This is a genomic window from Curvibacter gracilis ATCC BAA-807, assembly GCF_000518645.1.
GTDB lineage: Bacteria > Pseudomonadota > Gammaproteobacteria > Burkholderiales > Burkholderiaceae_C > Curvibacter > Curvibacter gracilis.
Genome location: NZ_JADZ01000005.1, coordinates 279498 through 293321 on the forward strand (window position 1 = coordinate 279498; position 13824 = coordinate 293321).

Sequence of the window (13824 nt, forward strand, 5' to 3'; positions counted from 1 at the left end):
GGCACCGCTGCCCGGGCCCCGATCTGGAGAACAAAAATGGGATTTCTCACCGGCAAGAAACTGCTGATCACCGGCGTTCTGTCCAACCGTTCGATCGCCTATGGCATTGCCAAGGCCTGCCATGCCCAAGGGGCTGAACTGGCATTCAGCTATGTGGGCGAGCGCTTCAAGGACCGCATCACCGAATTTGCCGCCGACTTCGGCTCGAACCTGGTGTTCGACTGCGACGTGGCCGACGACGCCCAGATCGACAAGCTGTTCACCGACCTGTCTGCCCACTGGCCCCAATTCGACGGCTTTGTGCACGCCATCGGCTTTGCCCCGCGTGAGGCGATTGCCGGCGACTTTCTCGATGGCCTGAGCCGCGAAGCCTTCCGCATCGCGCACGACATCAGCGCCTACAGCTTCCCGGCCATGGCCAAGGCCGCCCTGCCCTACCTGAACGACAAGTCGTCGGTGCTGACCCTGAGCTACCTGGGCGCCCTGCGCACGGTGCCCAACTACAACACCATGGGCCTGGCCAAGGCCAGCCTGGAAGCCTCGGTGCGCTACCTGGCCGAGTCGCTGGGCAGCCAGAACCGTGGCCTGCGCGCCAACGGCATCTCGGCCGGCCCGATCAAGACCTTGGCCGCCAGCGGCATCAAGGGCTTTGGCAAGATCCTGTCGGTGGTGGCCGAGAACTCGCCGATCCGCCGCAACGTGACCATTGACGACGTGGGCAATGTGGCCGCTTTCCTGCTGAGCGACCTGGCAGCCGGTGTGAGCGCCGAAATCACCTATGTGGACGGTGGTTTCAGCCAGGTGGTCGGCGGTATCGCCGAGCCCGCCGTGGCCGGCTGAGCGCCAAAATCCAAGGCGGCCCCAGCGCCGCTCTGCCGCGCCCGGGCAGAAGCCCACCGCGCCCGTGCCCTGCCGGCACCGGTGCGGTGCCGATCGACACGGATCCCTTCGCACCGGACGCTGCCATGCCCTCTGCCTCTTTCCTCCCCCCAGCCTGCGGCCCTGCCGCTGTCTCACGCCATCCGGCCCGACGCCAGACTTTGCTGGCACTCGCAGCGCTGGGCTCGATGGCCCCGCAGGCCCGGGCTCTGAGCCCGCAACCGGCCCCCGGGCCGCTCATGAAGGCGGGCCGCTACCAGGCAGGCCAGCCGGTGGACGGCTTTCTCGTCAGCGAAAAACTCGACGGTGTGCGAGCGCGCTGGGACGGCCAACAACTCTGGACCCGCAGCGGCCGCCGCATTCTTGCACCGGCCGACTTCACGGCGGGCTGGCCCTCCCTGCCCCTGGATGGCGAGTTGTGGGCCGGCCGGGGCCAGTTTCTGCGCGCCGTGGCCGCCGTGCGCGAGGGCGCAGGCAGCGAGGCCTGGGCCGGTCTGCGCCTGATGGTGTTCGACACCCCCGACCCGGTGCGGCCCTTTGGCGGCCCGAACGGTCGTCTGGCCTTGTTGCAGGAGACGCTGACTGCGCCGCGCGCGTCGGCGCCGACGGGGCTCCAGGCCCTGCCCCAGCACCCGGTGAGTTCGAGCGCCGATCTGCAATCCTGGCTGGACGAGGTGGTGGCCGCCGGCGGTGAGGGCTTGATGCTGCACCGCGCCAGCAATCTGTACCGCTCGGGCCGCTCCAACGACCTGCTGAAGTACAAGCCCTTTCTGGATGCCGAAGCCCGCGTGGTGCAGATCCTGCCCGGCAAAGGCCAGTGGCAGGGCCTGGCCGGCGCCTTGCTGGTGCAGACCACCGACGGCCACCGTCTGCGCCTGGGCAGCGGCCTGTCGGAGGCCCAGCGGCGTGAGCCGCCGCCTGTGGGCAGTTGGGTCAGTTTTCGCTACCAGGGCCTGCACCCGGGCGGCATGCCGCGCTTTGCCAGCTTTGTGCGCGTGATCCCCGACATCGACCTCTGACGCGCCCCGCCATGCAAAAGGCCCTGGCCTCCATCTCGGAGGCCAGGGCCTTTTTCAGATGCGGCGCGGCCGCCTGGCCTCAGGCGCCTTCCTTGACGCAGTCGGCAAAGTAACGCACGTGGCCGCTGGCGTCTTCTTCCTCGACCAGACCGTGGATGTCGGTCTCGAAGCCCGGGCACTGGGCGTTGAACTCGCGCGAGAACTTGAGGTAGTCGACGATCTTCTTGTTGAACACTTCGCCCGGGATCAGCAGCGGGATGCCCGGCGGATAAGGCGTGACCAGGCTGGTGGTGATGCGGCCTTCGAGGTGGTCGATCTCCACGCGCTCGGTCTTGCGCTGGGCGATGTAGGCGAAAGCGTCCGAGGGCTTCATGGCCGGGGTCAGGTCGCTGAGGTACATCTCGGTGGTCAGGCGGGCGATGTCGTACTTGGCGTAGAGCTCGTGCACGTGCTGGCACAGATCGCGCAGGCCCATGCGCTCGTAGCGGCGGTTCTTCTGGCAGAACTCGGGCAGGATGCGCCACATCGGCTGGTTCTTCTCGTAGTCGTCCTTGAACTGCTGCAGCGCGGTCAGCAGCGAGTTCCAGCGGCCCTTGGTGATGCCGATGGTGAACATGATGAAGAAGCTGTACAGGCCGGTCTTCTCGACGATCACGCCATGCTCGGCCAGGAACTTGGTCACGATGCTGGCCGGGATGCCGGTCTTGGCGAACTTGCCGTTCAGATCCAGGCCGGGCGTGACGATGGTCGACTTGATGGGGTCGAGCATGTTGAAGCCGTCGGCCAGCTTGCCGAAACCGTGCCACTTGGTGGACTTGGCGTCGGCCTTGATGATCCAGTCGGTGGCGCGGCCGATGCCGTCGTCCACCAGCTTGTCGGGGCCCCAGACCTTGAACCACCAGTCCTTGCCGTACTCGTCATCGACCTTGCGCATGGCGCGGCGGAAGTCGAGCGCTTCGGCAATGCTTTCTTCCACCAGTGCGGTGCCGCCGGGCGGCTCCATCATGGCGGCGGCCACATCGCAGCTGGCGATGATGCTGTACTGAGGGCTGGTGCTGGTGTGCATCAGGTAGGCCTCATTGAACAGGTGGCGATCCAGCTTGGTGTTCTGCGAGTCCTGCACCAGCACGTGGCTGGCCTGGCTGATGCCGGCCAGCAGCTTGTGGATGGACTGGGTGGCATAGACCACGCTTTCCTTCGGGCGCGCGCGCTTCTTGCCCATGGCGTGGTAGGGGCCGTAGAAGGGGTGGAAGGCCGCGTGGGGCAACCAGGCCTCGTCAAAGTGCATGTTCTCGACGTAGCCGTCGAGCATGCCCTTGATGGTCTCGGTGTTGTACAGCACGCCGTCGTAGGTCGACTGGGTGATGGTCAGGATGCGCGGCTTGACCTTCTTGGCGTCCACGCCCTTGAGCAAGGGGTTGGCCTTGATCTTGGCCTGGATGGACTCTTTGGTGAACTCGCTTTGCGGGATCGGGCCGATGATGCCGAAGTGGTTGCGCGTCGGCTTCAGGAACACCGGGATGGCCCCGGTCATGATGATCGAGTGCAGGATGGACTTGTGGCAGTTGCGGTCCACCACCACCACATCGCCGGGCGCCACGGTGTGGTGCCACACCATCTTGTTGCTGGTGCTGGTGCCGTTGGTCACAAAGAAGCAGTGGTCAGCATTGAAGATGCGGGCCGCATTGCGCTCGCTCTCGCCGATGGCGCCGTTGTGGTCCAGCAACTGGCCCAGTTCTTCCACCGCATTGCACACGTCGGCGCGCAGCATGTTCTCGCCGAAGAACTGATGGAACATCTGGCCCACCGGGCTCTTCAGGAAAGCCACGCCACCCGAGTGCCCCGGGCAGTGCCAGGAGTAGGAGCCGTCTTCGGCGTAGTCGAGCAAGGCCTTGAAGAACGGGGGCTGCACGCCCTCCAGGTAGCTCTTGGCCTCACGGATGATGTGGCGTGCCACGAATTCGGGGGTGTCCTCGAACATGTGGATGAAGCCATGCAGTTCGCGCAGGATGTCGTTGGGCAGGTGGCGCGAGGTCTTGGTTTCGCCATAGATGTAGATCGGCACATCGAGGTTCTTGCGACGCACCTCGTCGATGAAGCTGCGCAGATTGACCACGGCCGGGTCCAGGTCGGGGCCTGGCGTGAACTCTTCGTCGTCGATCGACAAGATGAAGGCACTGGCCCGGCTCTGCTGCTGGGCGAACTGGCTCAGATCGCCGTAGCTGGTCACCCCCAGCACCTCGAATCCCTCGGACTCGATCGCCTGCGCCAGGGCGCGGATGCCCAGGCCCGAGGTGTTTTCAGAGCGGAAGTCCTCATCGATGATGACAATGGGGAAGCGAAATTTCATGCAGACCTCCGGGAGCGGGGATGGGGGCTAAAAAGGACGTGGATCACGGAAACAGGCGCGAAGTGTAAGGAATATTGAGGTCGCCCTTTTGACACCCCCTGTTTTTCACCCAGAATGTGGTGTCAGCAAGACAGCCTCATGGCTGGCCTGGGAGAAGAAATCATGACCCCGATCACCCTGTGGTGGATTCTGGCCGGTGCGGCCATCGTGGCCGAACTGTTGACCGGCACGCTCTACCTGTTGCTGCTGGCCGCCGGCCTGGCCACTGGGGCCCTGGCAGCCCTGCTGGGCGCCAGCACCACCGGCCAGCTGCTGCTGGCCTCGGCCGTGGCAGGCGCGCTGATGCTCGCCTGGCACCTGTGGCGCCGCCAGCACCCCAAGGACCGCCCCGCCAGTCAGAACCCCGACGTGAACCTCGACCTGGGCCAGACCGTGCAGGTGGCGCAGTGGCAGGCCGATGGCAGCGCCACCGCCCATTACCGCGGCGCACAATGGGCCGTGCAGTTGCAGGCCGGGCAAAGCGCCCGCCCCGGGCCGCAGCGCATCGTCGAGGTGCTGGGCAGCCGCCTGATCGTTGCCCCCGTCTGAGGCGTCAACGCCACCCTGCTCTTCCAGCATCGCCTTCCACCACCCCAGGGAACCCCATGGAATTCGCCCTCGTCGTCGCCGTCATCATGGTCATCTTCATTGCCCGCTCGATCAAGATCGTGCCCCAGCAACATGCCTGGGTGGTCGAACGCCTGGGGCGCTACCACAGCACCCTCACACCCGGCCCCAAGCTGCTGATCCCCTTCGTGGACAACGTGGCCTACCGCCACAGCCTGAAAGAGATCCCGCTCGATGTGCCCAGCCAGATATGCATCACCCGCGACAACACCCAGCTGCAGGTGGACGGCATCCTGTACTTCCAGGTCACCGATCCGATGCGGGCCAGCTATGGCTCGTCCAACTACATCATGGCGGTCACGCAACTGGCCCAGACCTCGCTGCGCAGCGTGATCGGCAAGCTGGAGCTGGACAAGACCTTCGAGGAGCGCGACATCATCAACGCCCAGGTGGTGGCCGCCATCGACGAGGCGGCCCTGAACTGGGGCGTGAAGGTGCTGCGCTACGAGATCAAGGACCTGACCCCGCCCAAGGAGATCCTGCATGCCATGCAGGCCCAGATCACGGCCGAACGCGAAAAGCGGGCCTTGATTGCCGCCTCGGAAGGCCGCCGGCAAGAGCAGATCAACATCGCCACCGGCGAGCGCGAGGCCTTCATCGCGCGCTCGGAGGGCGAAAAACAGGCTGCCATCAACAAGGCCCAGGGCGAGGCCGCCTCCATCACGGCGGTGGCCGACGCCACGGCCCAGGCCATCGAACGCATCGCCACCGCGATCCGCCAGCCCGGGGGCGAACAGGCCGTGCAGCTGAAGGTGGCCGAGCGGGCCGTGGATGCCTACAGCCGCGTGGCCACCGACGCCACCACCACCCTGATCGTGCCCAGCCACATGGGCGAGCTGGCCAGCCTGATCGGCTCGGCCATGGCCCTGGTCAAACAGAACAAGGGCTGAGCGCCTCCAGATTGGGCTGGCCGCGTGTGGACGGCTGCGGCGGGTTTTCCCCGCCGTCACTGAACAAACCTGTGGACAAGCCGTGCCCTTTGGCTTAAAAGCACACGCAAGTGATTGATTTGATTGAACTTGGCTTGCACTGCCTGTTTTCAAGGCAGTGGTGTGACAGCCACCGGTTCTTGCCGCCCTCGGGCCTTGAACGAGAGCCAGAACAGCACGACGGCCACGGCGGAGAAGGTCCAGTAGTCGGTCGGGGCCCACCACCACCAGTGCTTTTGCCAGGGCACGTTCTGCGGATCGAAGCGGGCCAGCCCGAAGTCGGGGTTGAGCACGAACCACAGAAAATCTTCCATCACCCAGAACTGCATGATGCAGGCCAGTGCCCGGGCCTGCAGGCGCCACGACCAGGTCTGGAAGAAGGCCAGCGGAAAGTGGAACATCAGCACCATGAAGGAGAAGATCCAGGCGTGGTAGCCCGTCATGGCCCGCCCGCCCCAGAAGATGTCGAGCAGCCAGTGCTGTTCGATGCGCCAGGTGGGCAAGGCCGCCGCCCAGCCCGCGCCGCCTTCGATCTGGATCTCGACCTGGGCAAAGAAGAAGGCCAGCACGGCCACCCAGGCCACGGTGAGCAGGGGGCGCTCGGCGCTGGGGCCTGTTGGCACGGCAGGGGCCCTCATGCCAGCACCCTGGCCAGCACCCGCTGCGCGGCATCGGGCCGGCCCAGCGCGCGGCTGCGCTCGCGCATGGCGGCCAACAGCGCCGGCTGATCGAGCAGACGCCGCACCCGGTACTCCAGCGTCACCCCGTCAAAGGCCTTGAGTGCCACCCCCTGCTCCAGCAGGTAGTCGGCATTGCGCTCCTCCTGACCCGGGATGGGCGAGTTGACGATCATCGGCAGGCCCATGGCCATGCATTCGGAGGTGGTCAGACCACCGGGTTTGGTGATCACCAGATCGGCACAGGCCATCAAACGCTCCACGAAACCCGTGAACCCTTGCGGAAACAGCCGCCCCGGGTGCTCCAGGGCCAAGGCCTGCAGGCTGGCCAGGGCCTGTTGGTTGCGACCGGCCAGCACCAGCAACTGAAAGCGTTGCTCCAGGCGCATCAGGCGCTGGGCAATCGTCTCCAGGCTGCCCACCCCGGCCCCGCCGCCCATCAGCAGCACCGTGGACTGGGCCGGGTCCAGGCCGTACTCGGCCGCACAGACCGAGCGGCTCAAGGCCTGACCGAAGGCCGGCATGATGGGGATGCCCGTGACCTCGATGTTGCGCGCCTCAATGCCCTGGGCCTGCATGCGAAAAGCCACCTCGTCGTTGGCGGCAAAGTAGCCCGCCATGCCCTGGTGCACCCACAGGCGGTGCAGGTCGAAGTCGGTCACCTGCACCCACACCGGGCACGACAGCTCGCCCAGGTGGATCTGGCGCGCCAGCATCTCGGCCGGCAGAAAATGGGTGCAGATGATGGCATCGGGCTGCAGGGCCCGGATCTGGCGGCGCAAGGCCCGCGCGTTCATGCGCTCCAGGGCGCGGCGCAGGCGCTCCAGCGAGCTGTCGGCCTTGGCCTCATGGGTGTGGTTGTACAGATAGCCCCAGAGCGTGGGCGCCTTGTCGACCAGCTTGACATAGAAGTCGGTGTAGACCTTGCGAAAGCCGGCCGTCACGAAGTCCATCGCATCCAGGTGCACCACCTCGGCCACCTCGGGGTGCTGCAGGGCACAGGCCCGGATCGCCTCGGCGGCCCGCACATGGCCCATGCCGGCTGACACGCTCATGATCAACAGTTTCTTGGCAGGCATGGTTGGCCAGAGTTCAGGAGGGGGCTCAGGGCAGGTGGACGAATCGGTCGATCCTGAAGCCTAGAGCCGCCACATGACAACAGCATTTCTCCTTGCGTCTGCCCAAAGGCCACAGCAGACAACCGGCCGGGTTCAGCCTCTCGCATACCCCAGCGCAGGCCCGGCCCCCTCCAGCCGGAATACGGCCACCAAATCGGCCAGATGTTCGGCCTGGCGCTTGAGGGCTTCGGTCGCCGCTGCCGCCTGCTCGACCAGGGCGGCGTTCTGCTGCGTCACCGAATCCATCTGGGCGATCGCCTGGTTGATCTGCTCGATGCCCAGGGTCTGCTCCTGGCTGGCTGAGGCGATGTGGGCCACGATGTCGGCCACCTGGCGCACGCCGGACTCGACCTGGGCCATGGTGCTGCCGGCGCCCTCCACCAGGCGATGGCCCTGGTCCACATGGTCGACCGAGGCGGAGATCAGGCCCTTGATCTCCTTGGCTGATTGGGCGCTGCGCTGAGCCAGCACACGAACCTCGCCAGCCACCACGGCAAAGCCGCGCCCCTGCTCGCCCGCACGGGCCGCCTCGACCGCGGCATTGAGCGCCAGGATGTTGGTCTGGAAGGCAATGCCGTCGATCACACCGATGATGTCCACGATGCGCCCTGACGAGGCATGGATCTGGCCCATGGTCTGCACCACCTGCCCCACCGCCTGCCCGCCCGCCGTGGCGCGCTCCGACGTGGCCTGCACCAACTGCTTGGCCTGGCGGGCGTTGTCGGCGTTCTGCCGCACGGTGCTGGTGATTTCTTCCATCGAAGCGGCCGTCTGCTCCAGGGCACTGGCCTGCGACTCGGTGCGCCCGGAAAGGTCCAGATTGCCCTGGGCGATTTCGCTTGAGGCGTGCAGCATCGCGTGGGTGCCCTGACGCACCTGGTTCACGATGTCGCGCAGGCGTTCGTTCATGGTGCCCAGTGCGTTGAGCAACTGCCCGACCTCATCGTTGCGCTCGCTGCTGATCTGCCTGCGCAGATCGCCTGCGGCCACAAGATGGGCCACCTCGACCGCCTGAGACAAGGGTTGGGTGATGCTGCGCGTGATGAGAACCGCCAGGGCCGCCGCCAGCAGCACCGCCAGAAATCCCAACACCAACATCTGATTGCGCCCACTGCGGTTGTTGCCTTCGATCAGGACTGCTGTTTCGTCGATGGCCCGGCGCTGCTGGTCCAGCAAGGTCTGCAGGCTAGCCAGGTAATTGGTGCCGGCTGGTTGGAAATCCTGCTGGAACAGACGCTCGACCTCTTCGGCCTGCCCCGCCGTCTTGCTGGCCGTGATGGCGTCCCGGGCTTTCACATAGGCCACGCGATGCACCAGCAACTGCTTGAACGCGGCCTGCTCGTCAGCGGTTTCCAGCAGGCCCTCCAGGTCTTTCTGCTGCTGCGACGAGACCTTGGAGGCGTCCTGGTTCTCCTGGGCAAAGAAAGCGGCCAGGGCGGGATCGGCGCTTTTCACCACGGCAGTGGTTCTGCGCACACTGGTGTGGATGGTGCGGTACCAATCAGACACCAGGCGCTCCTTGGCCAGGGGGCGCTCCATCATCTGGTGCGTCTGTGAGGCGATGTCCTGCAGGCGCCACACCCCCACGATGAGCATGACCACCATCATGAGAATGAGTGCCGCGAAAGCCAGAGCCAAACGGGCTCCAATGCGTAGCCTCTGAAACACGCTCATTTCGGTTCCTTCACAGATGGATCACCAATCGCTGGCCCGGACGCACAACTGGTCACATAAGTGACACTTTGTCCAGTATAGGGTTAACAAATGACGTCCGAAAGTCGCAAAAAGCGCATGTGAGCCCCCTGATGCCCGCGCATGGCGAGGCATTTCAAGGCCCTGGCCCCACGACGGGATAGGGAGCCGCCCCCTCGGAACCGACCCGCCACTGCCCAATGACCGCCTCGACATCGTCAATGCCCTGGATGGCCTGTTCGATCGCCCGGCCCTGCGCCTCAGAGCCCACGCAGCCCAGCACGAACACCCAACGGCGCTGACCGAGAACCCAGAGGCTGGTGCCCACAAAACGCTCGTCCTGCTGCGCGAACAAACGCACCCTGAGAATGATCTCGGCGTCGTACAGATAGGCATTGGGCAGGCGGCAACGGCCCGACCGATAGCAGCTGGTGCCACGCTCCGCGCGCCAGTGCGCCGACTCGCGGGCCTGGGCCGGGGTCTCCAAGGGCACGGCCGGCGCAGGGCAGCCTGCGATCCCCTCGCTGATCTGTAAAAAAGGGTCGTCGGCGTGCCGGGTCTGCTGCGCGTCCACAGGCCCAAGCCCAAGCCCAAGCATGCCGGCCAGGCACAGCAAGCCCCCTAGGCGTCGCCCCTTTGCGTTGAACACCGCCCGGCGCGAAGCCAACCCCACCTGCGCCATCAGAGTCCCCCCCATGTCTTTTCCTTCTCGGTCAACACGCTTGGCCTGGCCCTTGGAGCGCCCACCAGGACGCCAGCGGGCGGGCCGTGGCTGCGCAAGGCCCTCTTCGATCGGGGTGCATCAACCTGGGATGCCTGAGCGACGTCAGCCCCACTTGTGTTTGTCAATATTGAACAATGATTCAATAACATCTACTTACAATCAGAAAGCCCATCTTTGCACCGCAGACACCAGTCTGCCCATCAGGAGCCTCGCATGATCCGTCGCCCGTCCCTCAAGACCCTGTCCGCCAGCCTGCTGGCCCTCGCAGCCTTCGCGGCACACGCCTCCGATGCAGCACCCCACTGGGGCTACGCGGGTCATCATGGCGCCGCGCATTGGGCGGAGATGGACCCGGCATTTGAAACCTGTGCCAAGGGTTCGCGCCAGAGCCCCATCGACATCAGCAGCACGGTCAAGGAAGCCTTGCCGGCGCTCGAATTCCAGTACGGCAGCGCGGCACCAACCCTGGTGAACAACGGTCACACGGTGCAAGTGAACGTGCCCGCCGGCAGCAAGCTGACCGTGGGCGATAAGAGCTATGAATTGCTGCAATTCCATTTCCACACCCCCAGCGAAGAGACCTTGAAGGGGCGCCACACCGCGATGGTGGCCCACTTCGTGCACAAAAGCACGGCGGGCGAGCTGGGTGTGGTGGGTGTGCTGATCCAGCCCGGCGTGCCCAACAAGGCTTTCGAGCCGGTGTTTGCCCACCTGCCGCGCCCGGGCGAGAAGATCACCGTCGAAGCGCTGGAAATCAAGCTGGCGGACATGCTGCCCGCCAACCTGGGCTACTACGCCTTTGAAGGCTCGCTGACGACCCCGCCTTGCTCTGAAGGGGTCAACTGGATGGTGCTCAAACAACCCATCACCTTGGCACCGGCTCAGATCAAGGCCTTCCGCCGTCTGTTCCCGGCCAATGCCCGGCCCGTGCAGCCCCTGCAGGGTCGGGTGGTGCGCGAAAGCCTCTGAACCACGGTCCCCACCCACGAGGCGACGGCATGGGGGGGCAGATCCCTCCTGGCCTGACACCTCGCATGGCGCCATGAACTGAGCGCAATCCGGTACAAGACGCCGGGCCCCGTGGCACCTATTCTTGCCTCGGGCCCGCCGCACGTTGCGGGGGCCAGACCGGAACCCCAAGACACCCGATGCCTACAACAGACCTGCGCCAGCTTGCGGCCGCGCACCCGCAAGCTTGGCGCTCCCACATCGTCGCGCGGCTGGGCCACAGCCAGCTCAAGGTGCTGCGCATGGACGGCCAGCCCGCCGAAGAAGAGACCCACCCCTACGACGAAGCCTTTGTGGTGCTGGCAGGCGAGCTCCGGTTGGTGGTTGCAGGGCAGGCCCTGCATGTGCAGGCCGGCGAGCTGTACACGGTGGCTGCCGGCATTCCCCATGCGGTGGCCGAAGGCAGCTGGGGCACCCTGCTCATCGTCGACACGCCTGCCTGAGCCCCTCTGGTGGCAGCGATGCCCCTCAAAGAACTCAGGACAAGGCCTGCACCAATGCATCGACCAGAGCGGCAGTTTCTGCCACGCAGGCCTGGGCGATCGGCTCGGGCCAGGCGCTTTGCAGCACCAGCACCGTGCGCGAGGCCGGGTGGATGTGGATCTGTTGGCCAAAAATACCCAGTGCCGCAAACAGCCCGGCACCGCGCTGACCGGGCGCGGGGGGCGGATCGCCAAAGGTCCACCATTGGTAGCCATAGCCCCGGGGGGCATAGCGGGGGATCTGCCCGGGGCGCAGGTGGGGGTGGCTGAGCACGTCGGTCGAGTCGCTCACCCAATCCGGCGGCAGGACATGTTGACCGTCGATCACGCCCTGGTTCAGCACGAACTGCCCAAAGCGCCCGACGTCGCGCAATGTGGCATTCAGACCGCTGCCGGCGAACTCCAGCCCCTCTGGCGCATCGAGTTGCCACAGCGCGTCGCACTCCATGCCCAGTGGGGCCCACAGCCTGTCCGACAGATAGTCGCTGAGCGGGCGACCCACGGCGGCGGCCAGAATCTCGCCCACCAGGTAGGTTTCACCGGTGCTGTAGTTGAAGCGCGTGCCGGGTTCGGCCACCCGCGGCAGAGCGGCCATGAACTCCAGCACCCGTCCCTTCTGGCCGGCCGCCTGGGCGGCCAGCATGCGCCGGCGCTCGGATTGGGGGTCGAGGTAATCCTCGTTCCAGCCCACACCGGAGCTCATCTGCAGCACCTGGCGGATGTTGACCTGCTCGTAGGCCGAGCCCAGGAGCTTGGGCACAAGGTCGGTCACGGGCTGGTCCAGGCTCTGGATCAGGCCCTCGTGCAGGGCCATGCCCAGCAACACCGAAGAGACCGACTTGGCCACAGAAAACGAGGGCCATCGGCTTTGCGCATCGCGGCCCGCGGCATAGCGCTCCAGCCGCACCCGCCCATCCTGCAGCAGCAACAGACCGGTGCAGCGGTTGCGCTGCATGAACGCCTCTATGCCCCGGGTCTGCCCCTCATGGCGGTAGTGGAGCGACAAGGCAGGCCCCTGTGGCAGCGGCCGCACCTCGGGGCCACGGCGGACGCGGCGGGTGGGGTAGACGCGCTCCATCTGCCGGTAGCTGTTGAGCTGGACGTCTTCGGACCAGGTCATCATCTCTTCAAAACGGCCTATCGAGGGTGCTGCACCGGGCTCGTCAGAACCCCGGAGCCCGCAATCATCAGAAACAGTGCGCATGGGTGTCGTCTCAAGCAGCAGATGAAGAAGGCCCGATCATCCATCGGTGAATTCGATGATTCAAGCGCAAAATAATCATCCAATTTTTGCAAAATCCTCATAAAAGGACCTTTGAGCATGGAAAGCCGCAAGCTGCAGCACTTTCTGGCGGTGTGCGAGCAGGGCTCGATGCAGCGGGCGGCCGAGCATTGCCACCTGACCCAGTCGGCCCTGAGCCGCAGCCTGGCCGCGCTGGCCCAGGAATTGGGCGTGCCCTTGTTCGATGGCGGCAAACGCCGCCTGCAACCCAGCCGCTTCGGCCTGGCCCTGCTGTCCAGAGCCCAACGCCTGTTGGATGAGGAGCGTGAACTCAAGCGCGAGCTGGCCCTGATGAATGCCGGGCAGGCTGGCGACTGCGCCATCGGCTTCAGCCCGACCCCGGCCGAGCTGGGCATGGCCCACTGCCTGGCCTGGCTGGCCGAGCAGGCACCGCAGGTGCGCGCCCGCATGGCCGTCGGCAGAACCGACGCCTTGCTCGAAGACCTGCGCCGGCATGTGCTGGACCTGGCGGTGGTGGACGCCAGCGCCATCCGCGACACCGATGGCCTCAGCATGGAGTTGTTGCCTCCGCTGGAGGGGGGCTTCGTGTGCCGCGCCCAGCATCCGCTGAGCGCCCTGCCCCAGCCCAGCCTGGCTGACCTGCGCCCTTATGCCGTGGCCTGCTCTCCTTTGAGCGAGGCGTTTGAACGCGAGATCAGCCAATCCCTCGGCAAATTGCAGCCCAGCGGCCACTGGCCGAGCTTGCAGGCCGACAACTACCAGTCGCTCAAAAGTGCCACCCTGGTCTCCGACATGGTGCTGCTGGTGGCCCATGCGGTGGTGCGGGCCGAGCTGGACGACGGGCGGCTGATCGCCCTGCCCCGCCACGCGCTGCCCACCCCCGTTGGCCGCTATGCCTTGGTGCGCACCACGCACCGGGTTCAACTGCCGGTGATGGCGCCGTTGTGTGACGTGCTGCGCCAGCGACTGGCCCAGGCCTGAACCGAGGACGAAGGCCAGACGCTGGCAGCCACCTCAGGCGCGGCAACCCAAGCAAC

Annotated in this window: 13 protein-coding genes; 7 read left to right on the forward strand and 6 right to left on the reverse strand. The window is 65.8% G+C overall.

The window, feature by feature from the left end; translation table 11 throughout:
- Window positions 1-36 precede the first annotated feature (36 nt).
- Together fabI and L880_RS0104025 are read left to right on the forward strand one after the other, a co-directional pair.
- On the forward strand, window positions 37-840 hold the full coding sequence (fabI, locus tag L880_RS0104020) for an enoyl-ACP reductase FabI (RefSeq protein WP_027474581.1): 804 nt from the start codon (window positions 37-39) through the stop codon (window positions 838-840).
- Window positions 841-965: 125 nt separating this feature from the next.
- Window positions 966-1898 (forward strand): DNA ligase, encoded by a 933-nt coding sequence (locus tag L880_RS0104025; RefSeq protein ID WP_342669158.1) that lies wholly within the window; start codon window positions 966-968, stop codon window positions 1896-1898.
- Window positions 1899-1977: 79 nt separating this feature from the next.
- On the opposite strand, the gene L880_RS0104030 is transcribed toward L880_RS0104025, so the two are convergent.
- Window positions 1978-4248: an arginine/lysine/ornithine decarboxylase gene (locus L880_RS0104030; RefSeq protein ID WP_027474583.1), complete on the reverse strand. Its 2271-nt coding sequence runs from the start codon at window positions 4246-4248 to the stop codon at window positions 1978-1980.
- A 162-nt stretch (window positions 4249-4410) separates the two neighbouring features.
- On the opposite strand from L880_RS0104030, the gene L880_RS0104035 reads away from it, so the two are divergent.
- Window positions 4411-4836 carry an NfeD family protein gene (locus L880_RS0104035; protein ID WP_027474584.1) on the forward strand — a complete coding sequence of 142 codons (426 nt, stop codon included), beginning with the start codon at window positions 4411-4413 and terminating at the stop codon, window positions 4834-4836.
- Window positions 4837-4892: 56 nt separating this feature from the next.
- On the forward strand, window positions 4893-5804 hold the full coding sequence (locus L880_RS0104040) for an SPFH domain-containing protein (protein WP_027474585.1): 912 nt from the start codon (window positions 4893-4895) through the stop codon (window positions 5802-5804).
- A 149-nt stretch (window positions 5805-5953) separates the two neighbouring features.
- Here L880_RS0104040 and L880_RS0104045 read toward each other — a convergent pair whose 3' ends face one another.
- The 4 genes from L880_RS0104045 to L880_RS31510 form a co-directional block, all read right to left on the reverse strand.
- Window positions 5954-6481, reverse strand: coding sequence for a hypothetical protein (locus L880_RS0104045; protein WP_027474586.1), 528 nt, complete (start codon window positions 6479-6481; stop codon window positions 5954-5956).
- Window positions 6478-7599: an MGDG synthase family glycosyltransferase gene (locus L880_RS0104050; protein WP_027474587.1), complete on the reverse strand. Its 1122-nt coding sequence runs from the start codon at window positions 7597-7599 to the stop codon at window positions 6478-6480. Before L880_RS0104050 ends, L880_RS0104045 begins: the two co-directional genes overlap by 4 nt.
- Before the next feature lie 132 nt (window positions 7600-7731).
- Entirely contained in the window at window positions 7732-9312 is a 1581-nt protein-coding gene (locus tag L880_RS0104055; protein WP_027474588.1) for a methyl-accepting chemotaxis protein, read from the reverse strand.
- Window positions 9313-9466: 154 nt separating this feature from the next.
- Window positions 9467-10027, reverse strand: coding sequence for a BON domain-containing protein (locus L880_RS31510; RefSeq protein WP_245614926.1), 561 nt, complete (start codon window positions 10025-10027; stop codon window positions 9467-9469).
- 240 nt (window positions 10028-10267) lie between these two features.
- Here L880_RS31510 and L880_RS0104065 point away from each other — a divergent pair, with 240 nt between their 5' ends.
- Window positions 10268-11023, forward strand: a complete 756-nt coding sequence (locus L880_RS0104065) for a carbonic anhydrase (protein WP_027474589.1) — start codon at window positions 10268-10270, stop codon at window positions 11021-11023.
- A gap of 179 nt (window positions 11024-11202) precedes the next feature.
- Window positions 11203-11505 carry a cupin domain-containing protein gene (locus L880_RS0104070; RefSeq protein ID WP_027474590.1) on the forward strand — a complete coding sequence of 101 codons (303 nt, stop codon included), beginning with the start codon at window positions 11203-11205 and terminating at the stop codon, window positions 11503-11505.
- Window positions 11506-11539: 34 nt separating this feature from the next.
- On the opposite strand, the gene L880_RS31515 is transcribed toward L880_RS0104070, so the two are convergent.
- Window positions 11540-12664 (reverse strand): serine hydrolase domain-containing protein, encoded by a 1125-nt coding sequence (locus L880_RS31515; protein WP_169737720.1) that lies wholly within the window; start codon window positions 12662-12664, stop codon window positions 11540-11542.
- A gap of 201 nt (window positions 12665-12865) precedes the next feature.
- Here L880_RS31515 and L880_RS0104080 point away from each other — a divergent pair, with 201 nt between their 5' ends.
- Window positions 12866-13768, forward strand: a complete 903-nt coding sequence (locus tag L880_RS0104080; RefSeq protein ID WP_027474591.1) for a LysR family transcriptional regulator — start codon at window positions 12866-12868, stop codon at window positions 13766-13768.
- Window positions 13769-13824: the final 56 nt, after the last annotated feature.